Origin of the sequence: Flagellimonas algicola, assembly GCF_005937185.1 — a bacterium.
GTDB classification, from domain to species: Bacteria; Bacteroidota; Bacteroidia; order Flavobacteriales; family Flavobacteriaceae; genus Flagellimonas; species Flagellimonas algicola.
Map to the genome: position 1 here is coordinate 1,958,237 of NZ_VCNI01000001.1, position 23,478 is coordinate 1,981,714.

A 23,478-nucleotide genomic window follows, 5' to 3' on the forward strand; every position below is an offset into this window, starting at 1 on the left:
ATTGAATTTGCCCATGCCCAAGATTCATACATATATATACGTATCCCTGTTCCTTTTTATGATGGGTTGTGGTACGGACAAAAAGGACAGTGCTAATTCCACAGATCCAATCCCAAAGATTGCAGAAGAGAAGCTTTTCCAAAAACTGGAAAGCACGCATAGCGGAATAAGCTTCAGCAACACCATTACCCATGATGTAGGTACCATGGAAAATCTTTTTGACTATGATTACTTCTACAATGGTGCTGGGGTAGGCATGGAAGATTTGAACAATGACGGCCTTTTGGATGTGGTTTTCTGTGGAAATCAAGTTCCAAACCGAATCTATTTGAATCAAGGGGAACTTAGATTTAAGGATATAACCGAATCATCCGGTATCAATACTGGAAAACATTGGTCCAATGGGGTAACCTTTGCGGATATTAATGCTGACGGTTGGATGGATATTTACTTTTCCCAAGGGGGTCCAAAAAATCGTCAGGAACGTAAAAATCTGTTGTTTATCAACCAAAAGGATGGAACCTTTGTTGAAAGTGCAGCGGCTTTTGGACTTGCTGATGAAGGCATAAGTACACAATCAGCATTCTTCGATTATGATAAGGATGGCGACCTGGATTGCATGGTCATGAATGAAAATGAGCTTTACGGTTTTGACCCTATAAGCCTGGAACGTTACATTAAATCAAATCCTGAAAGCATCTACTATAATTCATCCCATCTGTATCGAAACGATGGAGGTAAGTTTGTGGATGTAACCCGGGCAGCTGGTCTGGAAAAACCGATTTTCGGGCTCGGACTTGCCATTTCGGATATTGATGAAGATGGCTGGTTGGACATCTATTTAGCAAGCGATTATTACCTTCCAGATGTACTCTACCTCAACAATAAAAATGGAACATTTTCGGACCGTATCAAGGAAACAACCAACCAAATTTCCTTCTATGGTATGGGTATGGACATTGCGGACATTGACAATGACAATCTCCAAGATATTTTTGTGTTGGACATGGCCGCCAACGATCATGTTCGCTCCAAAACCCTAATGGCCTCCATGAGTACCAGTAGGTTTGATTATTTAGTGAACAAAAGGGATTTTCAGCACCAATATATGTACAACTCCCTTCAAAAAAATATTGGCAACCTAAAATTCAACAATATTTCCCAACTTTCCGGTGTGGCAAATACCGATTGGAGCTGGTCTGTCCTCATGAACGATTTTGATTTGGATGGACAAAAGGAAATCCATATTACCAATGGATACCGACGCTATGCCCTGGACAATGACCTTCAAAGAAAGGTTTTTGAAGCAAGACAAAGGTATGGTAACAACGTACCTCTCCAGGTAAAACAGCAACTCTACGAGTCTATGCCTTCCGAAAGGCTGCCCAACATTATGTACAAAAGCACGTCTACCTTAAAATTCGACAACGTTTCCCAAGAATGGGGTTTGGATGACTTTTCGTTTAGCAATGGTGCAGCCAGTGGGGATTTGGACAATGATGGAGATTTGGACTTGGTGGTCAACAACATGGACGATGCCGCCTTTGTCTATAAAAATCTATCCGTTGAGGAGGGAAAAGGAAATTATCTTAAGGTCATTACAGAAGGAAATAGCTCTGAGGAATTTGCCAAGGTCGTTATCAGTACCAAGGAAAACTCCCAGATGATTGAAATAAAAAGGGTGCGAGGCTATCGGTCCGCCCAAGAGCCCAATGCACTCTTTGGTATTGGCCCCCAACAAACCATTGATACGGTATCCGTCTATTGGAAATCCGGGAAAATGGAGCAAAAAATCAATGTTCCAGCAAACTCTACCCTAGTTTTTAAGGAAGAAGATGCCTCCTTACCGCATCAAACCAAACGGAAAAACAACCTATTTCAAGAGCTAAATGCCAGAAACATAGGCTTGGACTTCACACACAAGGAAAATCCCTTTGACGATTTTGAAAAAGAGATCCTACTCCCTTATAAACAGTCCAATTTAGGTCCTTTTATTACCAAGGGCGATATCAACAATGACGGAAAGTTAGATCTTCATATTGGCGGAGCTTCAGGACAATCTGGGCAACTGTACGTGCAAACCCATGCGGGATTCAAAAAATTGCCCTGCCCTGCCCTAGCCAATGATGCTTCTTTTGAGGATATGGAATCGATGTTTTTTGACTTTGATGGAGATCAGGACTTGGACCTCTATGTGGTTAGCGGCGGCAATGAGTTCGCAGAACATTCCTCCTACCATACAGATAGAATCTACATCAACGACGGTAATGGGCAATTTTCCAGACTGGACAGTGATGTTTTGGGCAAATTCCCAAAAAATGGAAAGGCTGTAACCTTTATCGATTTTGATAAGGATGGGGATAGTGATATTATCATTGGTAACCGAGTTGTTCCCGGTGCTTATCCCAATCACCAGTCATCAGTACTTTTGGAAAACCAAAATGGGGAACTGGTGGATGCAACAGAAAAGATAGCACCGGAACTGTTGGATTTTGGAATTATCAATGACCTTGAAACCACGGATATCAACAACGATGGGTGGGAAGATTTCATTGCAGTTGGGGAATGGACCAGCGTAGGGGTTTTTATGAACCAGCAAGGCGTATTCAAAAACATATCCAAAGACAAGCCTGTTTTGGCAGAACAGGGCTGGTATTTTTCTGTGAACGAAACCGATGTGAACAACGATGGTTTAAAGGATTATGTTATCGGAAACGCTGGACTCAATATCAAATTCAAAGCCTCTCCCGAAAAACCCTTCAAAATATTCGCAGCAGATTTTGATGAAAATGGAACCAATGACATTGTACTGAGCAAGAAATACAATGGCACCTATGTACCTGTTCGAGGTCGTGAATGTTCTTCACAGCAAATGCCTTTTATCAAGGATAAATTTGAAACCTATAATGAGTTTGCAAATGCCAGCTTGGTAGATATCTATGGTGAAAAATTGAACACCTCCTATGAAAGAAGCGTGACCAATTTCACCTCATCCATATTGATCAACAAAGGAGATGGGAATTTTGAAAAGCAAGAACTTCCCATTGAAAGTCAGATGTTCCCACTTTTGGATTGTATTTTCATAGACCTCAATCAAGATGGATTTGAAGACGTTGTAACGGCCGGGAACATATACGAGACCGAGGTGGAAACCCCAAGATTGGATGCCATTTCGGGACATATTTTACTTTCCAATGGGAAAAATGGTTATATCAGCTTGCCGCAGCAGCAATCGGGCTTATTTTTGCAAGGAAATGTCAAGGACATTGAGGTCATTGAGGCAGAGAACAATGTCAAATACCTGATCAGTACCGTAAACAATGGTTCTGTAACGGTACACAAATTCAGCTCATAAGCTGTCCCGACCTAAATACAACTTAAGGAATGAACAACCAGATTTACGGCATACGGGCCATAATGGAAGCCATTGAGGCTGAACAGCCCATCAATAAGATTTATCTACAAAAGGGATTGGGAGGTGAACTTTTTAGGGAGCTGGAAACAGTCATTCGGAAAAACGGTATCAGTAGTTCCTATGTTCCTATCGAAAAATTAAACCGATTGACCAAGAACAACCACCAGGGTGCGGTAGCCCAGATATCGCCGGTGGAGTTTCAGAATTTTGAATCCTTGGTTGAACGGGTAATGGAAAAGGAAAACGTTCCCTTTTTCCTGTTATTGGATCAAATTTCAGATGTTCGGAACTTCGGTGCAATCATTAGAACCGCTGAATGCTGTGGGGTTCATGGCATCATTGTACCCAAGAACGGCGCAGCACCCATTACCGATGATACGGTTAAAACATCAGCCGGAGCAGTATTTAACGTTCCCATTGCCAAAGTGGACCATCTAAAAGATGCCATTTACTACCTTCAGGCTTCAGGTATAGCTGTAATCGGTGCGACTGAAAAAACCGAGAACCAGATATATTCAGCCGATTTTAAATCCCCCTGCGCCATCGTAATGGGAGCAGAGGACAAAGGCATATCAAACTCTGTAATGAAAGCTCTGGACAATAAAGTAAAACTACCGTTGCTTGGGCAAATTGGTTCATTAAATGTATCGGTGGCTTGTGGCGTATTCTTATATGAAGTGGTTAGACAACGTAGTACCGTCTCCTAATTCTCTTCCTTTTTTTTATAATGATAGGTTACCTTGATGGGTTCATCCTTCTCAGGCTCAGGTTGGGTCTCTATAAAATTCCCATCTTTATCAAACTGCCTTAAGAAGGGGTCATTCTCCTCGTTGTAATCTTCCCGCTCCCAATCATATTTTTTAACGGTAGGAACCCGGACCCTGGTAGTCAAGGCCAGAAGAAGGCCCGTCACAAATCCTGAAAGGTGTCCTTCCCAAGAAATCCCATCCTTTACCGGGAAGATATACCAAATCATACTCCCGTAGATGAATACCACCACCAAGGAAAGGGCAATCAGTCTAAAATGTTTGGCAAAGACCCCTTTAAAAAATATAAAACTGGCCAAAACATAAATGACCCCGCTGGCCCCAATATGGTATGATGGGCGACCAATCAGCCATGTTAAAGCTCCTGAAATCAAAACCCCTAAAAGTAAAGTTTTGAAGGCTGCGTTTCTGTAGAAATAAACCAAAAATGAGGTTAAAACCGCTAGTGGAATGGTATTGTTGTATAAGTGTTCCACGGATCCATGAACAAATGGACCAAATACAATACCCCTTAAACCGGAAAGCTTTCTAGGATAAATCCCAAATTCGTTGAAATTGAACCCAAACCTCACTTCCATCCAGTAAACTGTCCAAATGGAAAGAATGGCCACCAGAGGTACCAAGAGGACCGCATTGGAAAATTGAAAATGTTTGCTTTCGGACATATGTTTATAACTTCAATTATCCCTCCATAGTGTTGCAAAGGCACAAATTGTCAGGTTTTGCGCTACCCATTCCTCAAAATTAGAAGAAATGCACATCAACTTCATCCTGTAATTTATCTTATTTTTATCGGTATGAATGAACCGCTTGCAGAGCGCATACGCCCAAAAACCTTAGAAGATTATATAAGCCAAAACCATTTGGTGGGTGCGGAAGGTTCCCTTACCCATCAAATTAAAAACGGTATTATCCCCTCTTTAATTTTTTGGGGGCCTCCAGGAACTGGAAAGACTACTCTGGCCAATATCATTGCCAATGAAAGTGAACGCCCTTTTTACACCTTAAGTGCGATAAGCAGCGGGGTTAAGGACGTACGGGAAGTGATTGATAAGGCAAAACAAAGTGGCGGGCTTTTTACAGCCAAAAATCCCATTCTATTTATTGATGAGATTCATAGATTCAGTAAATCCCAACAAGATTCCCTATTGGGGGCTGTGGAAAAAGGTTGGGTAACCTTGATTGGCGCCACCACTGAAAACCCCAGTTTCGAGGTAATTCCCGCACTGTTGTCCCGTTGCCAGGTATATGTGCTCAATCCGTTTGATAAAAGCGACCTGGAAGCCCTTCTCCATAGGGCGATGGACACAGATTCAGTGCTTAAATCCAAGAAAATAAATCTTAAGGAAACGGAGGCGTTGTTGCGACTTTCGGGTGGAGATGGGAGAAAGTTGTTGAACATTTTTGAATTAATTATCAATGCTGAAGGTGGGGATGAAATTACGGTTACCAATGAGGCCGTAATGAACAAAGTGCAGAAGAATACCGTGCTTTATGACAAAACAGGAGAGCAGCATTATGATATTATATCGGCATTTATAAAGTCCATCCGTGGAAGTGACCCCAATGCGGCCCTATATTGGCTGGCCCGAATGATCGAAGGAGGAGAGGATGTAAAATTCATTGCCCGTAGATTGGTAATCTTGGCTTCCGAGGATATAGGAAATGCCAATCCAACCGCCCTGGTTCTTGCCAATTCCACGTTTCAGGCGGTTAACATAATCGGATATCCCGAAGCCCGGATAATTCTAAGTCAATGTACTACTTACTTGGCAAGCTCCCCTAAAAGCAATGCCAGTTACACGGCCATAAAACAGGCTCAGCAAAAAGTTAGGGAAACCGGGAACCTTTCCGTCCCCTTGGCCATAAGAAATGCACCAACCAAGCTAATGAAAGATTTAGGTTACGGGAAGGGATATGACTATGCCCATGACCATGAAAACAATTTTGTGGACTTTGAATTTCTACCAGAGGAAATAGAAGGAACTAGCTTTTATAAGCCGGGGGATAATCCCAGGGAAAAAGCCATCAAGGATTTTCTTAAAAAACGCTGGAAAGACAAATACGACTTCTAGAACTTAATATTGAGTTCTTCCTGCTTCTTTCCGCTGCTATCTGAATATTCAAGCAACCACTTATCTCCTTTTTTGAAAACCATACCACTTCTGGTGTCATCATCTACCAAGTAAATATTGTCCACTGAGGTTTTGATCAGTTTAAGCACCACCTTGGGCGTACTATCCACCAATTGATATCCATTTTCCGTGGGTTGGGCGTACAAAAGATTTTTTGCAGGAGCCTCGGCTTTTTCTACCTTTTTCATATTGGAAGCAACAGGTTCCATGCTTTTAAAACTCTGTTCCTCTTGGGTGGCCACCTGCTCCACTACCCTAGGTGATGGTTTGGTAGGTTTCTCTTCAACCGTTTTAATATCGTTTTTAAAACTGACCGTAATAGGGGCCTCTTTTTTCTCTTCTTTCGGTGCTTCCTTAGGAGTATAACTGTACATCATGGCTTGGATAGGAGCAAAAGCTTTACCCAAGGCTTCCCTATACGCTGAACGATACTCTTTAATCTTACTTCTCCCTTCTATTGTCCTATATACCTCATCCCCTTGGCAATCTTTGAGAACAAGTGAGGTTTTAGTGCTGAACATGTTTGATGAATCCTCCAATTCCACTAGGAGCCCCAGACAACGGTTGTTGGCCAGCTCTTCGGGTAAGCTGTCATCATATACAGCGGCAAAACCTTTTTGGGAAAATAGGTATTTGACGGTCGTACTGGTCTGGTGCCTATTTTCTTTGTTAAAGGCACTAAATTGTTTAGGTACTATAATGTATTTATAGTTGTCCAATTGGGCATTTAACGCACTCCCCATGCCAACGGCAAATGCCAATAAAAGTAATAGTCGAGATTTCATATAGAACAGATAATCAATTATCGTTCCAAGATATAATATTAAATCCGAACTGTAAAGAAGCATAATGGCTATCCGCCACATTTCTGTAGGCCAAAAGATTGTCGCCCATAATATAGAAATTTACAGGGCCGGCCTGAAGATTCAACCCCAATCCAATATTGCTCAATGAGTATTTATCCACGGTATATGTAGTTTTCAGCGCCAAGGTACGGCCTAGTCTTTTTTGATAAAAACCCGTTAGTGCGGCTTGTATTCCCCGGGGTCTTTTCATCATGAAAAGTTGGCCTCCCACACTATTTCGATACATATCATTGTTTTTTCCTTCTTCGCCGGTTACAGCACAACCGCAATCCCTATTATAAGTAGATTCGGCCTGACCGTAATCATACCGGATAGATCCATATAATTTTACCGGCCTAAAAGAAATGTAACCCGACTCATTTTCCTCATACGGAATGGCCTCTTCAATCTCATCCACCAAATCTTGCCAAAGGTCATTGTCAAGGTCATTAATATCCTCAGGTAAAAACACGGTCAGCCCCTCATTGGTAGCACTTCCACTTACTTTATAGTTTAGAATGTCTTTGGAATTATAAATAAAACCCATATCCAAAATACTTCCAGTAATTGTGGTTTGGGGCGTAAGTTTATAGGTAAATCCAGCATCCAACCCCAATCCTAGATTACCTCCAAATAATATTCTTCTCCTTAAAAGATTTGTGATTGATGAAGAATCTTCTTCCAAAACATCGGTGATTTCATCCACTCCTGCCGTTTGAAGTTGCATATCAACATCCAAGGAGGTTCTATAAATGTTATCCTGGCCCAGGGTAGTTGTGAAAGTTCCCCTATTCCCGATAGATTGAAATTGGAAAATGCCGGAATAGATTTTGGCCCTTGCCCCTACCGTAAGTGTATTGTTCAATTTTCTGTTTATTCCAAAATGGAACACACTCACCATTTCCCCCCTAAGGCTCAAATCCCCAAGATCAAAACTTCTCCCGATGTTATCTCCGCCATTGCCCTCAAAGGCAAGGATGGCCAAGTCTCGCGGCCAATACACAATCACATCCAATTCTTCGTACATTCCAAAGGAATAGTAATCATCTGGGCGATTTGGATTGCGAAACCCACCATTAAAGACTTCTATTTTGTTGTTGAAGCTAAAGTCGTCCCTTTTGCGCATCCCATCAATAACACGCTCCCGTATCTTGGTGGTAAAATCAATTCCGTCATTGGCAAAAAGATCATTGACCGTAACCCCGCTGGAACCCGCTTGTAGATAGAAACCCGAAAGGGCCGGGATGCCAGCATGCCATTTTTCCGTGGTCTTCACCCCTGGATTGATCATCAACGACTGGGGAATTTCATAGAAATCGTAAAGTATTTGTTTGTTTTGGGCACCCAATATACCTATCCCAAAACACATGGAAAAAACGAACGATGCCCCAAATCTCATAGTAACTCGAATCTAAATTCGGCGGCAGACCTAAGAATTACTTTGGGTTCTGATGCAGCTGAGGTACTTGAATTATCGCCCAAATTTTGTGCGGTCACCCTTAAACTGGAAGTATTTCTTAAAATGTCCAAGTTCTTTCCTCCAGGGCCATAGGCCACCCTTAAGGTTAATAAGGGCGCAGGTTCAGGTTCCACATCAAAAACCTCAACATCCAAAACGTTCCCGCCCTCATCCAAATATTCTATGGAAAAAGTCAAGGGTTTGCTAGTGGTGTTTTCGATTTCATAAAGAAGTGCCCCTTCCAACAGATTATCGGCGACAAATTGTTCGCTAAATGGATCAAAATTGAATGTATGGGAATAGAAAATTGGAGTAGCGGTTGCCAAGTTGATAAACTCCTCTGTAGACTCCAAATAAAATAAGCTGGAGGCAACGGTCGGTGTTACGTTAAGGTCATCAACTTGATTGAAATCCTGCTCTTCAGCACAGGAGTAGGTGAACAACACGACCATGGTCGCCATTAGGCAGCGAAAAAGCAATCTTTTCATGGGATAAAAAGCAATTTTCTTATAGAACAACGGGGCCATGCTGTACCCTACTATAACTCTATAAAATCCCTTTTATTTCACTCAGATTGTTAATCATTGGGCAAATCTTGTGGTTTGCCTCGTTATGAGCATTAAAATGAAGGGTTTGGAAACCAACTGCAATTGCCCCTTGAATATCAGCTTCCAAACTATCGCCCACCATCAAGGAATTTTCCGCGGAAACCTTAGCCCGATCCAAGGCCAAGTGGAATATTTGCGGATGCGGCTTTTTTACTCCGGCATCCTCCGAATTGATCACGTGCTCAAAATAACGATCAATGTTAGCTCCCTTTAGCTTTTTTTCTTGAATCTCCTGAAAACCATTGGTTATAATATGCAGATTGTATTTTGGTGACAGATATTCCAGCACCTCCACAGTATCTGGGAACAGATGGGTAAAAGTGGACAAATGTTGGATATATTCTTGGGCAAGTAAATCGATATGCCCATCGGAAATTTGGGCTCCTATGGCGTCAAATGTCTTTTTCAATCGCTGATATCGTAGCTCGGCTTTGGTAATTCTATCTTCCCTATATAATTTCCAATAATCCAAATTGATTGGGACATAGACCTTTAAAAAAGAATCCAGGTTAACATGAATTTCATTTTGATCTAGGATTTTCTCAAAAGTGAGGGCAGAATTCCTTTCAAAATCCCATAAGGTATGATCCAAATCAAAAAAAATGTCTGTAATATGGTTTTTAAACATAATACCGCCTTAGCAAGGATTGGTAGAGCTCCATCCAGTTTATTTTGTGATTGCCCCCAAGCAATTCGTTGGAAAAAACCATGATCAATCCTCCATTTACCTTACTGACCACGTTGTAAATCCCATCCATTTTCGAATAAACTTCTTCTTTGCTTTTGTATTGCTGAAGCGCATAGTCGTGCATCGCGAAGGGATGCACTTTGAGCGGTTGTCTTACCTCCATATTGATATCATAGAAGTAAAAAGGCGTGCACGTTCCAGCCCTAAATCCAATCTCGTGGGTGTATCCCATGGAGAAATCATCTGTAAACTCGGTCTCTATCAAAGTTCTATAGGTCAATGGTACATTCACCCTATTGTACCTTAAACGGGAATAATTGATGGGCCTGTTGATTAGGTTGGATAACTGTTGTTTTTCCTCTTTGAGAACCGCTGTATTGGTAGAAGATAAAAAAGAGGTGCTCAGGGAAACAATGCTATAATCCGCTATGGATTTAATTAGGTAGCGGAACTTGTTGTTATTTGGGGAAATGTTCTTGTCGTGGGTGGAATATTTGGCAAACTGAAAGAAGAACATACTTTTTGTCGGGAACTTTTTGTGAATGTCCACCAAAGCATAGAAATTGTCAAAAGGATCTTTCCTAAATCCCAAAAGCACAGAAAACCGCCGAAACATTTTGCGAATTCTAAAGGATCCCAAATCCATTAACAAGCCACCAAAGCTTCTGGCCAATCCCCTGTGGGCATAACTATGGGATGTGGTAACATTGACAATGGGTGTACAAGAATAGGTTTTACCTCCGTAAGACATATCAGGAAAACGTGCTTCAAGCAATTCCAGTAGTTGATAGGCCCATAGGTCTACAACGGGCAGCTCCAAAAATTTATGTTGAAAAGCAATACTTTCCTTGGCCGGAAATCTTCCGACACCGTCCTTCACATGCGGTAAATATTCCTCATATCGACTCAGAAGGAAAAAGCTGGCCGAAAATATATCATAGGGAATTGCACTTTTCTCATCGGTGGCAAAAAAACAGGGAATTCCATTCCAGTCATTCACCTTTATCTCCAAATCGTTTATCCCTTGTTCAAACAAAAGATCATTGCTTCGGATAAAAAACTCATTTTGCAGGGGTTGTTTGGAATAGGTAAGTTTAGGCCCGGTATGCTTTATAAAGTCCTCCACTTTGGTTGTGAAAATGACCTCAATCCCCAAAATCTTCTCAAATAGTTGCTTTGCTGTATACGTTAGCCGGTTGGTTATTTTATGGGTAAATATCAATAGCATTTAAACCGTTCAATTAGAGCATACCTTTATCCGCAAAGCTGAGATATCCGTACTGGGTTAATATTAAATGATCCAAAATTTTGATATCCAAGGCTTCTGATGCCAATTTTAATTTTTGGGTTATATGTTTATCCGCTGCACTTGGTTTTAGGCCACCCGAAGGGTGGTTATGGGCCAAAATGATGGCTACGGCACCTAGTTCCAAAGCCTGTTTCAGCACCAATCTTACATCCACTAAAGTTCCAGTTATTCCTCCTTTGCTAAGTAAAGCCTTATGGATTACTTTATTTGAATTGTTCAGGTAAAGTATCCAAAATTCTTCATGCTCCAATTCTCCCATGACCGGATGCAAAATTTCAAAAGCATCCTGACTACTTTCTATTTTGGTGGTACTACACCTTTCTTCCCCACGCCTTCTCCTTCCCACTTCCAAAGCTGCAGCAATGGTCACTGCTTTTGCATCTCCAATGCCCTCAAACTGCTTCAACTGGTTGACGGAAAGTTTACCCAGTTCATTTAAATTATGGTTCACCGTTGCCAAAATTCTTTGGGATAGTCCAACTGCACTTTCCTTTCTACTTCCAGAACCAATTAAAATGGCAATGAGTTCTGCATCTGATAGCACCGTGCGCCCTTTGTTCACCAATTTTTCCCTGGGTTTGTCATCTTCTGCCCAATGTTTTATGGAAAAAGAAGCTGTTTTTTCATGCATAGCCTAAAGGTAGGGTAATAGTTCGTAAATTTATTTAAAGCTTGAGTAATGAAATCACTATTTGATTCCCGTACTGCTGATGAGGTTATGGACCGGATAGATCTACTTAACGAGTCTTCCAAAGGCCTATGGGGTAAGATGGAAGTTGGGCAGATGTTATACCACCGCCAATTTCCGTTGCGTTTGGCGCTAGGTAAATATAGGATGAAAAAGCCAAATTTCTTAATGAAATTTCTATTTCGAAGTTTTAAAAAAGGCATGTACGATGATAAGCTTTGGAAACCCAATCTTCCCACCGCAAAGGGTTTCAAAGTTTTGGAGGACAAGACCTTTGGAAATGAAAAAAAAGCCTTAATCGAATTTATAAAGGAGTTTCACAAGGAAAAAGATAAAAAGCAATGGGATCCACATCCTGCTTTTGGACATTTCACACGAGAACAATGGGGGCAAATGCAGTACAAACATTTAGACCACCATCTGAGACAATTTGGCGTTTAGATCGGATTTTTTATAAGTCATCGTCCTCCTCTTGGATTTCTTGCTGCTCAACTTTTGCCCGAGAATCATTGATCAACCTTTCTTCTTCCAAAACTACATTGGAAAGCCCAAGCATATAGGCAGAGAGAAAAATATAGGCTATGCGTCGTGCCCGTTTCAGTATTCTTTTGGATAGCTTAGTTTTGGACGATTCCATAGCCTTGGAAGACAACAACTATTCCATTGCCGCCTAAACTGACAAAATTACCCTATCTACTAACTGAAATATTCTTTGACCTTTTCAAAATTGAGCCCACCGTAGTTCCCAGAACTCATGAGTAGCAAAGCGGTGTTATCAAAATCCGTGGCAAAAAGTTGGTCTTGAAAAGAATTTGGATCTGTAAAAACCTGGACATCATCCCTCTGAAAAGCATCGGCAATTTGATTGGAAGTCACCTCATCCAGTTGTTTGATCTTAACGGCCTTAGGGGAATAAAAAACCATGGCCACATCCGCAGCATCCAGAGCTCCCTTATATTCTTGAAGAAACTCCGCATTTAGGCTACTATAGGTATGGAGTTCCAAACAGGCAACCAATCTACGGTTTGGGTATTGCTCCTTTACCGCGTTGGTTGTCGCCTTTACTTTACTGGGAGAGTGCGCAAAATCTTTATAGGCAATTTTATCTTGTCCTTCCGCAATTTTCTCCATGCGCTTTGAAGCCCCTTTAAACGAAGCTATAGCTTCATAAAATTCAGCCTCATCCACCCCCATTTGTTGACAAATCCATTTGGCTCCGGCCAAATTATTCAAGTTGTGCTTCCCAAAAATCTCAACGGGCATATCACCTTCAGGGGTTTCCAAAAACGTAACTCCATCAACTACTTTGTGGTCAGGAGTATTGTACGGAAACTTTCGAATGGCATTCTCGGACGATTCCACCACTTTGGCAACCTCTAAATCTTCTTCATTGTAGGTAATGCTACCACCTCGTACAATGCAGTCAACAAAAATCTGGAACTGCTCCACGTAATTGGCATACGTTGGAAAAACATTGATGTGATCCCAGGCAATACCACTCAAGAGGGCTATATTGGGTTGGTAAAGATGAAATTTAGGCCGTCTATCTATTGGAGAGGAAAGGTATTCGTCACCTTCCAAAACGATAAAATCGTTGTCCTCGGTCAAGTGCACCATCCGTTCAAAACCCTCCAGTTGGGCACCCACCATATAATCTACATCAATGTCGTTGTAATTTAGCACATGGAGGATCATGGAGGTAATGGTGGTCTTTCCGTGACTGCCCCCTATGACCACCCTGGTTTTATGCTTTGATTGTTCATATAAAAACTCGGGGTAAGAATATATTTTCAATCCCAATTCCTGTGCCTTGAGTAGCTCTGGGTTGTCAGCTTTGGCGTGCATTCCCAGTACCACAGCATCCAAATCATTATTCAATTTTTCCGGAAACCACCCAAATACCGCAGGCAATAATCCCTGAGCTTCCAATCTGCCCTTGGAAGGTTCAAAAATTACATCATCGCTACCTGTAATACTATAGCCTTTGTGGGCCAAAGCCAAAGCTAGATTGTGCATGGCACTACCGCCAATAGCTATAAAATGAATTTTCATTGCTGTGTTTTATCCACCAAAAATAGACATTGACCCTGCCATTGCAAACAAACAATTCATCTTATTAATTTCTATCTTGTTGGAAAATTGAACATAATGAACCTAGCTGATATTAGCACAAAAGAAATTATGCCTGGTTACCACGGAAAAATGGTGCATGGCGAAACCTTGACCTGGGCCTTCTGGGAGGTGGAAAAAGATGCGGTTGTGCCAGAACACCATCATATTCACGAACAGATCATGCATGTTCTGGAAGGCGAATTTGAGTTTAGCCTGGATGGTAAAACCCAAACCTATTTGCCAGGTGACGTTGTTGTTATCCCCTCCAATACCCCTCATGGTGGCAAAGCCCTTACTCCCTGCAGATTAATGGACGTTTTTAGCCCGGTTCGGGAAGAATATAGATAGTTATGAAGATTTCTTTAGAAGGAAAGTCAGCCTTGGTAGGCGGTAGCAGTAAAGGAATTGGCGAAGCCATTGCCCGGCAATTGGCAGATAGTGGGGCCTGCGTTACCCTTATGGCAAGAAACAAGCCCAGAATGGAGGTCGTTATCCAAGAATTGGATACTTCCCTAGGGCAAAAACACCAATATCTTGTGGTTGATTTCTCTAATTTTGAGTCGTTCAAGGAAACAATTTCTTCTTTTATCCAGGCTAATCCCATAGATATTCTGGTCAACAATACGCAAGGGCCAGTGGCTGGGGGCGCGTTAGAAAAAAATGTGGAAGATTATCAACAGGCTTTTGACCTCTTATTTAAATCAGTGGTTTATACCACCACGCTTGCATTGGAACAAATGCAAAGGCATCAATGGGGCAGAATTATCAATGTGGCCTCCATTTCGGTGAAGGAACCCCTAAATTATTTGGCTTTGTCCAACTCCATTAGAGCGGCGGTGGTTACCTGGGCCAAAAGTCTTGCTTTTGATGTTGCCAAGGATGGGATTACCGTCAATAATGTACTCACCGGTTATTTTGATACAGACAGAATTGCCCAACTCAATGCCAAAAAAGCTGAAAAGCTTGGCGTAATGCCATCTGAAGTGCGGGCCAACATGGAAGATCAAGTGCCTGCAAAACGAATTGGCAATCCTCAAGAGTTTGGTTTTTTGGCCACTTTTTTAGCTTCAGAGAAGGCGGCGTATATCAACGGCACCAACATTCCCATTGATGGTGGGTTATTAAAGTCCCTCTAATCATATTTTAATTTTAACCCCTTTTATTTTAACATATTCGCAATTTTTAGCTATTTTTATTGCTTAACCAATAAAATTTAACTAAATGAACGCAAAAGTTTTTCTGGTCGTACGAATCTTGCTCGGACTCTTTGTCCTAACATTTGGCTTGAATAAGTTTCTACACTTTATCCCAATGGGAGAAATGCCAGAAGCCGTTATGGGATACTTTGGTGCCCTATCATCTACGCAAACCTTGAATTTGGTGGCTGTGGTGGAAATTTTAGCGGGCCTAGCCCTTATTTTAAACAAGTATGGTGCATTGATGTCTGTTATTTTGATGAGCGTATCTGTCAATGCCGTATTGTTCCATGCTACATTGGATCCAAGCAATATTGGCCCAGCTGTTGGACTTTTGATCTTGAATATAGCCGCACTTGTTGGCTACAAAGACCGATATAAGGATATATTACGGGCATGACAAACCGTAACAAACATAAAAAGGGCCATCTAAATGAAGGCCCTTTTTTCATGTGGTCGTTTTTTGATTATAAGCTCATTCTATCCTTGAAAATATACGATTGCCTTCTGGATACCTCAACTTCCTCGCCATTCTTCATTTGAAGTTTAAGTTTGCCATTAAACCAGGGCACAACATTATCGATAAAGTTGGTGTTCACAATTTGTTGTCTATTGGCTCGGAAAAAATCCTGCTCCGGGAGTTTCTCTTCAACCTGATTTAGGGATTTGTACAGCATGGGGCTTTTATCCTCAAAGAAAACCCTTGTATAATTTCCAACGATTTCAAATTGGGAGATATCACCGATTTTTACCAACCAGCATGCCTCCCCATCCTTTATAAATATCTGACTATTTGCAGATAATCGTTTATTGCCGAATTTCCCTTCCGATACTTCTGCAAGCTTCTTTTTAACCTTATCCAACGCCATGGAAAAGCGCTTTTCACTGACCGGTTTTAGCAAATAATCCAGGGCATTGTACTCAAAAGATTTGATGGCATATTCGTCAAAGGCAGTGGTAAAGACGGTTATGGGTACTTCATCCAACATCTCCAATAATTCAAACCCATCTTTCTCTGGCATATTAATGTCCAAAAACAGGAGTTTTGGGCTTTTTTCCTGAATCAATTCAAATCCCTTGTCCACATTTTCGGCCTCTCCCAACAAATCAATTTCCGGGTATTTTTTGATCAGCTCTTTTAACTCGTTGCGCGCCAATCTTGAATCTTCCACTATGACCGCCTCTATTTTCATGCCAGTGGAATTTTTATATGGGCCACCACCTCTCCGGTAATTTCACTCAAATTAAAAGATGCTTTATCCGCATACAGTAATTTTAATCTTTGGCGGATATTCTTTAGCCCCAATTGGGTGGTGTTTTTTCCAATCTGAAGCCTACCTGTGTTTTTCACCTCAATAATTAAAAGGCCATCCTCCTGCTTTAGATTCAAAACAATACGGCCTCCCTGTTTTAAGTTGGAAATACCATGCTTTACGGCATTTTCAATGAGCAGTTGAATGATCATGGGAGGGATTTGCAGCTTTAAAGTTTCCTTGTCTACCTCGTTCACAAACTCCAAGCGATCTTCCAATTGGATTTTGGACAGGTCTATATAATTATCCACCACCTCCAATTCCTCTTCAACCGCGATGGCATCAATATTATTTTTGGTAAGGGAGTACCGTAAAATTTCTGAAAGTTTGGTCAGCATCTCCCTTGACTTTTCAACATCCTCCAACATCAATCCTCTAATATTATTAAGACTGTTAAACATAAAATGTGGGTTGATTTGCCCCTTTAAAGTATTCAGTTGTGCTTGTTTTAGGTGGGTGTTCAACTCCAAACGCTCAATTCTGTCTTTGTTGAGCTTCAACAATAGTTTGATCACCAAATACGTAACTGTCCAGGCACCTATAATAAACAAGGAATTTACAATCCAAATCCAGATAGCGTCATAATTTTCAAAATGCTGTATTTCTGCCTCGGTAAGTTCTGGCCCCAATTTTACATAGGCATATCCCAAACCAAAATTTAAGAATCCGAAAAGCCCAGTAGTGACAAAAAAGGACACAAGGATTTTTACAAAATCCTTGACATCGAAACCTTCAAAATTTACATTTCTCTTTAAATACCATCGCAGTAATGAAGTGGAAAAAATCCCAATCAAAATACCTGTGATAATAGAGTAAACTACCAATTCCACACTGATTTTTTTCAGTATAAAAACCGATAGCATGTTTATGAATCCCCAACCTAAAACCTGTAGGATCCAAAAAAAGCGGTTTCTTTTACTTTCTGTCAATTGCATATCGCTTGTCCAACTTAGGTCAAATATAACCTATTGAATACTCACTATGCTTCCACGCTCCTTGTACGCTTTTTAAACCAATTGCAACAGCTTCTCCCTGAAGGTAGAAACGCAATCCACATAAACGACATTCCACTGTAGAAAATCGGGAAATAGTCATTGTGCTCCCAACCATTGAATTTGCCGTATAACCCAGTAAGGGTGCCTAGTATACCCAACACAAAAATGAGCTTTTGTGCTTTGTTCAATTTTTTCATTCCAAATAGCTTTTGATGTTACACATTTTTTTAAACGAGAATATCCAACAGAAGGGATATTAACAATTTTGCTAAAGTGACCATTTCGTTGTTTTTGTATTGATAAACCAAAAGTACGACCACAACCTCCTTACGCAAAGTGATTTATGGGCAGTGGTAAATTTGGGCACACGAACGGTAACGTCAATTTAATGGCACAAAAAAGGGAGCCGTTTTGGCTCCCTTAAACTTTTCATTACTCTTTATCAATCCCTAAGGGGTGCAGCAATTTCCTGCTTCCCCAAGTGTTTGGCATAGAAGCCCATCATGGCTTTGTACAGCTCCAAACGGTTTTCTTCCTTGCCAAACCCGTGTCCTTCGTCATATTTTACCATATAGGGTACATCATAGCCTTTTTCCCTAAGACCACTGACAATTTGGTCGGACTCGTCAATATTTACCCTGGGATCATTGGCCCCTTGCACCACAAAGAGCGGTTTGTTGATCTTATCCATTTGATAGACGGGTGAAACTTCTTCCATAATGGCCTTTTCTTCAGGATTGTCCTCATCATACCAGATTTCCTTAATGATTTTGAGGTAAGGTTTCCAATAGGGTGGTATGGTTTTCATAAAGGTGAACAAGTTGGACACGCCAACATAATCTACGCCGCAAGCATACAAATCTGGCGTCTTGGTCAAACCACGTAATACGGCATATCCCCCATGGCTTCCACCATAAATGGCTGCCTTATCACCATCTACCCAGCCTTGGTCTATGACGTACTGCAGTCCATCTTCCACATCGTCCATGGCTTTTCTTCCAATTTGTTTAAATCCAGACTCCAAAAATTCGCGGCCATATCCGCCAGAAATCCTAAAGTTCACCTGCAAAGTGGCGTACCCCCTGCTCGCAAAAAGTTGTGACTCAGGATTGAATCCCCAGGAATCCCTAATTCCTTGTGGGCCCCCGTGCGGATTTACGATTACCGGAACCTTTTCACCAGCCAAAGCCGCTTTTGGCAAAGTAATATATCCGTGAAGGGTGATTCCATCCCTACTCTTAAAGGTAATGGGTCTCATTTCGGACATATCTTCCTCTTTAAGTTGAGGCATAGTATTGTACAGTTCTTTCAGCTCATTTTTAGCTACATCATAGGCATAATACACCCCGTACAAACGATCACTGTCCACATAGACCATATAGAGGTTCTCGTCTTCTGTTTCATCCAAAACGCGGAATTGTTTGCCTGGAAGTTCCGACTTCATTTTTGCCGCTAGTTTTTTATACGGCTCGCTGATGGGGACAACAATGCTCTTTTCCCCTTCGTAGGAGAAATAATCTATTTCATAATTTCTGGTTCTGGAAAGCCCCATGGACTGAACGTCATACATATCGTTCACAAAAACCGTTTCCAAACTCTTGTCTTCTTTTAGATCGTACAGTACAATCTCTGCCTTGTCACTTTCAAGATTGGACAACACATAGGCATCATCCGGATTGGGTGTGGCATAATTAAAATCCAGAATGGTAAAGTTATCCTTCCAATTGAGTTGCTTTAGAATTTTGTACCCACCATTGCCATCTTCGTAATAGAGGTCTTGTTCTACCCCATCTCGAATTCGAGTAAATCCTTTTAAGTTCCCATCCTTGTCAAAGCTATAGCCAAATATGGGATTTTGGGGGTCGTCGTTAGTATATAATTGTTTGCTTTCACCTGTATTTAAGTTGACCAAATAAGGTTCAAACACTTGGGGGTTGTTTCTGTTCATGGAAACAATAATGTGTTCCTTGTCTTCCCTTAATAACTCGTTGAACTGGGCCCTAACCCCATCATAGGGTGTTAGGTCTTTTAAATTACTTCCGTCCAAGTCCACGGCATAGATGTGGTAATTTTCATCACCTCCCTGATCCATTGCATAGTGCAACCTACTGTTATTGAGCCAGCCATAGCTTCGTACCAACTCTTCCTTTTCCTCTATGGCCATTTGGGTTTCCCCAGTGGCTATATTTTTGACAAAGATGTGCTGTTTTCCATTTTCATCACTCTCCCTATAGGAAAGGTATTTCCCATCCGGAGAAAATCTAAAAGTAAAGGCTTTGGGGTTGGCAAAGTAATCTTCAACGGTATACCTATAATCCCCTTGATCTAATGCTGCCAAAGAAAGAAGTTCTTCATCTGAACTTGCCAATTCTGGGTTGCCCGGTTTCTCTTGGGCGAAGCTGGTAAATCCAAAAAATAGAGACAGGGCCGCTAACTGCGCGGTCCTAAAATTGAGTTTAGTTTTCATACGTTTTTTGATTTAGTGTGTTCCTCAAAAATTAGTGATATTATCCTAATTAGACTGTGCCAGAAACCATTTGTTACATCCTGAAGAAAAAAGTTGGAAAGATTTAAATTCTTAAGCCCTTGATTTTCAAATTTGGGCAACTACTATTTAGGTGGGAACTTGGAAAAAACCTTTTTGATCAAAACTCTTAATCGGTCTTCGCGGACACTGGGGGATGCATTTTCTCGATACCCACTTTCGCTGGTGGCCTGCCAGAACAATGCATCTTTCTGGGCATCCACAAAATCAAATTGGATTCGTCGTTGTATGCCCGAATTCCCTAAGGGAAGTCCTACTGAAACCCCACCACCAACATTTCGGCCCGTACCCCCAATACCGACACCAACGGCGTTGTTGGAAGCATTGCGGAATTCACTGCTTAAAATATTGATGTAAAAATCAGGCTCTTCTGTAAGTAGAAAACCCTTAGCCTGCAGGGTGGAATCCAAAGCGCGAAGTAATCTTTTCTCATCCAATTGGCTAAGACCGGAGTCCATATCCGAAAAATAATTGTAACTGGTATAGTTGGAGAAATTGGTAGCCTTATCGTAGTCATAATTGACGTGAGTCCCTGCACAGGAGGCCAACAAACACAGTACAACAATGGAAAAAAGGTATTTCATAGCGTTCGGGAATACCTTTAAAATTAATCAATATTTGATTTGGGAATCGAAAAAAGCCAGATTATTCGTTCAATAACTCCCAAAGCCTATCCTTGAGTTCCTGGATGCCTTGCTGGGCCACGGATGAGATGAAAAGATAGGACACGCCTTTAAGGTCTTTATCCAATTCTACACTCATTTCTGCTACTAACTCCTCGTCCAACATATCACTCTTGGAAATGGCCACTAAACGTTCCTTGTCCAATAGTTCCGGATTATACCGCCTTAGTTCGTCCAAAAGAATTTCATATTCCTTAGATATATCGTTACTGTCCGCTGGAATTAAAAACAACAGGGTGGCATTCCGCTCAATATGTCTTAAAAAGTAATGCCCCAAACCCTTTCCTTCTGCCGCACCCTCTATGATTCCGGGAATATCGGCCATTACAAAACTTCGGAAATCCCTGTATTTGACGATGCCCAAATTGGGTTTTAAGGTGGTAAACTCGTAATCGGCTATTTTGGGTTTTGCAGAGGTCATAACGGATAGCAGCGTGGATTTACCCGCATTTGGAAACCCTACCAAGCCCACATCGGCCAACACCTTTAACTCTAACGTAATCTGTGTTTCCTGTCCCGGGATTCCGGGCTGCGCATATCTGGGAGTCTGATTGGTTGCACTTTTGAAGTGCCAGTTGCCGCGGCCTCCTTTCCCACCTTCCATGACAATGCGTTCCTCTTGATGCTCAGTAATCTCAAAGAGAATGTTGTTAGTCTCAGTATCCCGTACTACAGTACCCAATGGCACATCCATATAGACGTCGGCCCCATCTGCTCCCGTACTCCGATTCTTGCTGCCATGCTCACCATGACCAGCCTTAAAGTGTTTTTTAAACTTAAAATTGATAAGTGTCCAAAGATTTTTGTCCCCTCTTACAATAACGTGTCCTCCACGACCACCATCACCTCCATCTGGACCACCCTTGGTAATGTACTTTTCCCGATGCAAATGCACAGACCCTTTGCCTCCGTTTCCAGAAGCTACAAAAATCTTTACGTAATCGACAAAATTTCCCTCGGTCATCTTTTCTAACTTATTTAACAGATACCCTGTACCCTATAAATTACATCATTTGGTCTTAGGTAATGGTTTTGGTCAATAACTAATTTATCTGCCGGGATAAAATTTAGTTTTTCCACCGCCTTCTGCGACCTAATATTTTTCTTGTCGACAAAAAGCAGTACCTCTTCCATACTCTGGAGTACATACTTTATCATCAGTTCCTTAACCATGCCGTTGAATTTACCTCCCCAATATGCCCTGGATAGAAATGTCCATCCAATCTCCACGGCATTCCCAAAAGTAGGTCGCAGTACAAATCTGGAACTGCCAATGACTTTTTGGGTAGAAATATCAGAAATCAGCAAGGCACCTTTGGATTTTAGGGACTCGGCAAAAAAAGGAGCAAAACCATAGAGTTCAGCTCTTTCCTTTACGGGATGCTGCTCCCAAATCTTTGGGTCGGACGCAACGCGATAAAGGTTTATAAAATCTTTGGAAATCAACGGTCTCAAATGAACCTGGCCATTCGAAAGCGTGGGTTGCAAATCCAAAACCAAGTTATTCCTGAATCACCACAAATTGGTCAATCACAACACTCAAACGCTCTGTGATTTCTGCAATCTCCCCAATTCCATTTACGGAATGAAACTTACCTTGCTTATCGTAGTATGCCTTTAAAGGTGCAGTCTTTTGGTTGTATTCGTCAAAACGATTTCTGATCTTATTCTCGTCTTGATCATCACTACGCCCGCTCTCTTTACCTCGTTCCAGCAAACGGGCAACCAGTATATCATCCTCAGCTTCCAACGCAATTGTGGCATCAACTTGCATGTTTTTGGATTCCAAAAAATTATCCAATGCTTCTGCCTGTGCCTCGGTTCTTGGGAATCCATCAAAAATAAATCCAGCTGCATCAGGGTTCTTTTCTACTTCATCCTTGAGCATATCGATGGTTACCTCATCCGGCACCAAATCCCCCCTATCAATGTAGGATTTGGCAAGTTTCCCAAGTTCCGTATCGTTTTTCATGTTGTACCTAAAGACATCTCCTGTTGAAATGTGTTTTAGATTGTACTTTTCCTTTAACACTCCTGCTTGGGTTCCCTTTCCTGCTCCAGGTTTTCCAAAAAGCACTAGGTTAATCATATTTCCTTGGTTTAGTTGATATACTTCTCTTAAATTTCTACCCAACTCCTTGTAATCCAGTCCATATCCCACAATAAAGTTGTTGGGAATTTCCAATCCCACATAATCAATTGCATATTCGCCGTTATAGATTTCCGATTTATAAAAAAGCGAGGCAATCTTGAACTGTTTAACATTGGTTCCTGAAAACAGATGCACCAACTGCTTGAGGGTTCTTCCTGTATCGATTACATCTTCCAAAATAATCACGTCCCTACCTTCAATATTGTCAGGGACATCCAGCAGGGTCTCCACAATACCGGTAGAGGTAAGTCCGTGGTATGAACTCAGTCTAACAAAGGACACTTCACAGGGATACGGATAAGCTTTCAAAAAATCGGAGACAAACATAAAAGCCCCATTAAGAACCCCTACAAAAATGGGTGTCTTATCCTTGTAATCCGAGGCAATTTCCGCTGCCATTTTATCAATAGCGGCCAAAATTTGTTCTTCGGACAAAAAGGGTTTAAAAACCTTGTCGTGAAGCTTAATCAATTGGTCATCAATTTTGTCAGGTTGGCAAAGATAACATTTTTAAGCCCTCTTCAGCGGCTCTATCTTTATTGCTTAAAGTAATTCCCGTATTTTTGCT

General features: G+C 41.4%; 24 protein-coding genes. 7 read left to right on the forward strand and 17 right to left on the reverse strand.

The features are described from left to right. The first annotated feature begins 13 nt into the window (after nt 1-13). Both FGG15_RS08585 and rlmB read left to right on the forward strand, forming a co-directional pair. Nucleotides 14-3,355, forward strand: coding sequence for a VCBS repeat-containing protein (locus FGG15_RS08585; RefSeq protein WP_138835200.1), 3,342 nt, complete (start codon nt 14-16; stop codon nt 3,353-3,355). Between the two features lie 29 nt (nt 3,356-3,384). Beyond that, a complete protein-coding gene (gene rlmB / locus FGG15_RS08590) occupies nt 3,385-4,122 on the forward strand; it encodes a 23S rRNA (guanosine(2251)-2'-O)-methyltransferase RlmB (protein WP_138835202.1) in 738 nt (245 codons plus the stop codon). Here rlmB and FGG15_RS08595 read toward each other — a convergent pair. Then, nucleotides 4,119-4,847 (reverse strand): rhomboid family intramembrane serine protease, encoded by a 729-nt coding sequence (locus FGG15_RS08595; protein ID WP_138835204.1) that lies wholly within the window; start codon nt 4,845-4,847, stop codon nt 4,119-4,121. The two genes, rlmB and FGG15_RS08595, sit on opposite strands and share 4 nt — an antisense overlap. A 132-nt stretch (nt 4,848-4,979) precedes the next feature. On the opposite strand from FGG15_RS08595, the gene FGG15_RS08600 reads away from it, so the two are divergent. Further along, nucleotides 4,980-6,257, forward strand: coding sequence for a replication-associated recombination protein A (locus tag FGG15_RS08600; RefSeq protein WP_138835206.1), 1,278 nt, complete (start codon nt 4,980-4,982; stop codon nt 6,255-6,257). Here the strand turns inward: FGG15_RS08600 and FGG15_RS20185 are convergent. From FGG15_RS20185 to radC, 6 genes are read right to left on the reverse strand one after another with little or no spacing between them, the layout of a single operon-like run. After that, a complete protein-coding gene (locus tag FGG15_RS20185) occupies nt 6,254-7,102 on the reverse strand; it encodes a hypothetical protein (RefSeq protein WP_138835208.1) in 849 nt (282 codons plus the stop codon). The genes FGG15_RS08600 and FGG15_RS20185 overlap by 4 nt on opposite strands. A gap of 13 nt (nt 7,103-7,115) precedes the next feature. Beyond that, nucleotides 7,116-8,561, reverse strand: coding sequence for a DUF5723 family protein (locus FGG15_RS08610; RefSeq protein WP_138835209.1), 1,446 nt, complete (start codon nt 8,559-8,561; stop codon nt 7,116-7,118). Then, nucleotides 8,558-9,109 (reverse strand): hypothetical protein, encoded by a 552-nt coding sequence (locus FGG15_RS08615; RefSeq protein WP_138835211.1) that lies wholly within the window; start codon nt 9,107-9,109, stop codon nt 8,558-8,560. Before FGG15_RS08615 ends, FGG15_RS08610 begins: the two co-directional genes overlap by 4 nt. A gap of 58 nt (nt 9,110-9,167) precedes the next feature. Then, complete coding sequence (locus FGG15_RS08620) at nt 9,168-9,857, reverse strand: YjjG family noncanonical pyrimidine nucleotidase (RefSeq protein WP_138835213.1); 690 nt, start codon at nt 9,855-9,857, stop codon at nt 9,168-9,170. Then, nucleotides 9,850-11,145, reverse strand: a complete 1,296-nt coding sequence (locus FGG15_RS08625) for a polysaccharide deacetylase family protein (protein WP_138835215.1) — start codon at nt 11,143-11,145, stop codon at nt 9,850-9,852. The genes FGG15_RS08620 and FGG15_RS08625 overlap by 8 nt, the downstream gene beginning before the upstream one ends. Nucleotides 11,146-11,158: 13 nt before the next feature. Next, nucleotides 11,159-11,857, reverse strand: a complete 699-nt coding sequence (gene radC, locus FGG15_RS08630; protein WP_138835217.1) for a RadC family protein — start codon at nt 11,855-11,857, stop codon at nt 11,159-11,161. Nucleotides 11,858-11,905: 48 nt separating this feature from the next. On the opposite strand from radC, the gene FGG15_RS08635 reads away from it, so the two are divergent. Beyond that, complete coding sequence (locus FGG15_RS08635; protein WP_138835219.1) at nt 11,906-12,355, forward strand: DUF1569 domain-containing protein; 450 nt, start codon at nt 11,906-11,908, stop codon at nt 12,353-12,355. A 10-nt stretch (nt 12,356-12,365) separates the two neighbouring features. Here FGG15_RS08635 and FGG15_RS08640 read toward each other — a convergent pair whose 3' ends face one another. Next, entirely contained in the window at nt 12,366-12,551 is a 186-nt protein-coding gene (locus FGG15_RS08640; protein ID WP_138835220.1) for a hypothetical protein, read from the reverse strand. Between the two features lie 59 nt (nt 12,552-12,610). After that, nucleotides 12,611-13,966: a UDP-N-acetylmuramate--L-alanine ligase gene (locus tag FGG15_RS08645; RefSeq protein WP_138835222.1), complete on the reverse strand. Its 1,356-nt coding sequence runs from the start codon at nt 13,964-13,966 to the stop codon at nt 12,611-12,613. 96 nt (nt 13,967-14,062) lie between these two features. Between FGG15_RS08645 and FGG15_RS08650 the strand changes: the two genes are divergently transcribed. The 3 genes from FGG15_RS08650 (at nt 14,063) to FGG15_RS08660 (ending at nt 15,622) form a co-directional block, all read left to right on the forward strand. Further along, nucleotides 14,063-14,374 (forward strand): cupin domain-containing protein, encoded by a 312-nt coding sequence (locus tag FGG15_RS08650; protein WP_138835224.1) that lies wholly within the window; start codon nt 14,063-14,065, stop codon nt 14,372-14,374. A gap of 2 nt (nt 14,375-14,376) precedes the next feature. Beyond that, complete coding sequence (locus tag FGG15_RS08655; protein WP_138835226.1) at nt 14,377-15,162, forward strand: SDR family oxidoreductase; 786 nt, start codon at nt 14,377-14,379, stop codon at nt 15,160-15,162. 85 nt (nt 15,163-15,247) lie between these two features. Then, entirely contained in the window at nt 15,248-15,622 is a 375-nt protein-coding gene (locus tag FGG15_RS08660; RefSeq protein ID WP_138835228.1) for a DoxX family membrane protein, read from the forward strand. 67 nt (nt 15,623-15,689) lie between these two features. On the opposite strand, the gene FGG15_RS08665 is transcribed toward FGG15_RS08660, so the two are convergent. The 8 genes from FGG15_RS08665 to FGG15_RS08700 all read right to left on the reverse strand — a co-directional run bounded on the left by FGG15_RS08665 (nt 15,690) and on the right by FGG15_RS08700 (nt 23,381). Further along, entirely contained in the window at nt 15,690-16,415 is a 726-nt protein-coding gene (locus FGG15_RS08665; protein WP_138835230.1) for a LytR/AlgR family response regulator transcription factor, read from the reverse strand. Next, on the reverse strand, nt 16,412-17,365 hold the full coding sequence (locus FGG15_RS08670) for a sensor histidine kinase (RefSeq protein WP_237561779.1): 954 nt from the start codon (nt 17,363-17,365) through the stop codon (nt 16,412-16,414). Before FGG15_RS08670 ends, FGG15_RS08665 begins: the two co-directional genes overlap by 4 nt. A 149-nt stretch (nt 17,366-17,514) precedes the next feature. After that, nucleotides 17,515-17,727 carry a hypothetical protein gene (locus FGG15_RS08675; RefSeq protein ID WP_138835234.1) on the reverse strand — a complete coding sequence of 71 codons (213 nt, stop codon included), beginning with the start codon at nt 17,725-17,727 and terminating at the stop codon, nt 17,515-17,517. Between the two features lie 245 nt (nt 17,728-17,972). After that, a complete protein-coding gene (locus tag FGG15_RS08680; protein ID WP_138835235.1) occupies nt 17,973-19,997 on the reverse strand; it encodes a S9 family peptidase in 2,025 nt (674 codons plus the stop codon). A 143-nt stretch (nt 19,998-20,140) separates the two neighbouring features. Next, entirely contained in the window at nt 20,141-20,659 is a 519-nt protein-coding gene (locus FGG15_RS08685) for a DUF4136 domain-containing protein (RefSeq protein ID WP_138835237.1), read from the reverse strand. A gap of 61 nt (nt 20,660-20,720) precedes the next feature. Continuing rightward, nucleotides 20,721-21,722, reverse strand: a complete 1,002-nt coding sequence (obgE, locus tag FGG15_RS08690) for a GTPase ObgE (RefSeq protein ID WP_138835238.1) — start codon at nt 21,720-21,722, stop codon at nt 20,721-20,723. 14 nt (nt 21,723-21,736) lie between these two features. Next, nucleotides 21,737-22,252 carry a GNAT family N-acetyltransferase gene (locus tag FGG15_RS08695; RefSeq protein ID WP_237561780.1) on the reverse strand — a complete coding sequence of 172 codons (516 nt, stop codon included), beginning with the start codon at nt 22,250-22,252 and terminating at the stop codon, nt 21,737-21,739. A gap of 7 nt (nt 22,253-22,259) precedes the next feature. After that, complete coding sequence (locus FGG15_RS08700) at nt 22,260-23,381, reverse strand: adenylate kinase (protein ID WP_138835242.1); 1,122 nt, start codon at nt 23,379-23,381, stop codon at nt 22,260-22,262. Nucleotides 23,382-23,478 lie beyond the last annotated feature (97 nt).

Bases quoted from the DNA above. Each gene is read 5' to 3' on its own strand.
- FGG15_RS08640 (WP_138835220.1), bottom strand. From the start codon at position 12,551: ATGGAATCGTCCAAAACTAAGCTATCCAAAAGAATACTGAAACGGGCA.
- FGG15_RS08680 (WP_138835235.1), bottom strand. From the start codon at position 19,997: ATGAAAACTAAACTCAATTTTAGGACCGCGCAGTTAGCGGCCCTGTCT.
- FGG15_RS08675 (WP_138835234.1), bottom strand. From the start codon at position 17,727: ATGAAAAAATTGAACAAAGCACAAAAGCTCATTTTTGTGTTGGGTATA.
- obgE (WP_138835238.1), bottom strand. From the start codon at position 21,722: ATGACCGAGGGAAATTTTGTCGATTACGTAAAGATTTTTGTAGCTTCT.
- FGG15_RS08620 (WP_138835213.1), bottom strand. From the start codon at position 9,857: ATGTTTAAAAACCATATTACAGACATTTTTTTTGATTTGGATCATACC.
- FGG15_RS08585 (WP_138835200.1), top strand. From the start codon at position 14: ATGCCCAAGATTCATACATATATATACGTATCCCTGTTCCTTTTTATG.
- FGG15_RS08685 (WP_138835237.1), bottom strand. From the start codon at position 20,659: ATGAAATACCTTTTTTCCATTGTTGTACTGTGTTTGTTGGCCTCCTGT.
- FGG15_RS08595 (WP_138835204.1), bottom strand. From the start codon at position 4,847: ATGTCCGAAAGCAAACATTTTCAATTTTCCAATGCGGTCCTCTTGGTA.
- FGG15_RS08660 (WP_138835228.1), top strand. From the start codon at position 15,248: ATGAACGCAAAAGTTTTTCTGGTCGTACGAATCTTGCTCGGACTCTTT.
- FGG15_RS08625 (WP_138835215.1), bottom strand. From the start codon at position 11,145: ATGCTATTGATATTTACCCATAAAATAACCAACCGGCTAACGTATACA.
- FGG15_RS08650 (WP_138835224.1), top strand. From the start codon at position 14,063: ATGAACCTAGCTGATATTAGCACAAAAGAAATTATGCCTGGTTACCAC.
- radC (WP_138835217.1), bottom strand. From the start codon at position 11,857: ATGCATGAAAAAACAGCTTCTTTTTCCATAAAACATTGGGCAGAAGAT.
- rlmB (WP_138835202.1), top strand. From the start codon at position 3,385: ATGAACAACCAGATTTACGGCATACGGGCCATAATGGAAGCCATTGAG.
- FGG15_RS08615 (WP_138835211.1), bottom strand. From the start codon at position 9,109: ATGAAAAGATTGCTTTTTCGCTGCCTAATGGCGACCATGGTCGTGTTG.
- FGG15_RS08635 (WP_138835219.1), top strand. From the start codon at position 11,906: ATGAAATCACTATTTGATTCCCGTACTGCTGATGAGGTTATGGACCGG.
- FGG15_RS08600 (WP_138835206.1), top strand. From the start codon at position 4,980: ATGAATGAACCGCTTGCAGAGCGCATACGCCCAAAAACCTTAGAAGAT.
- FGG15_RS20185 (WP_138835208.1), bottom strand. From the start codon at position 7,102: ATGAAATCTCGACTATTACTTTTATTGGCATTTGCCGTTGGCATGGGG.
- FGG15_RS08610 (WP_138835209.1), bottom strand. From the start codon at position 8,561: ATGAGATTTGGGGCATCGTTCGTTTTTTCCATGTGTTTTGGGATAGGT.
- FGG15_RS08665 (WP_138835230.1), bottom strand. From the start codon at position 16,415: ATGAAAATAGAGGCGGTCATAGTGGAAGATTCAAGATTGGCGCGCAAC.
- FGG15_RS08655 (WP_138835226.1), top strand. From the start codon at position 14,377: ATGAAGATTTCTTTAGAAGGAAAGTCAGCCTTGGTAGGCGGTAGCAGT.
- FGG15_RS08645 (WP_138835222.1), bottom strand. From the start codon at position 13,966: ATGAAAATTCATTTTATAGCTATTGGCGGTAGTGCCATGCACAATCTA.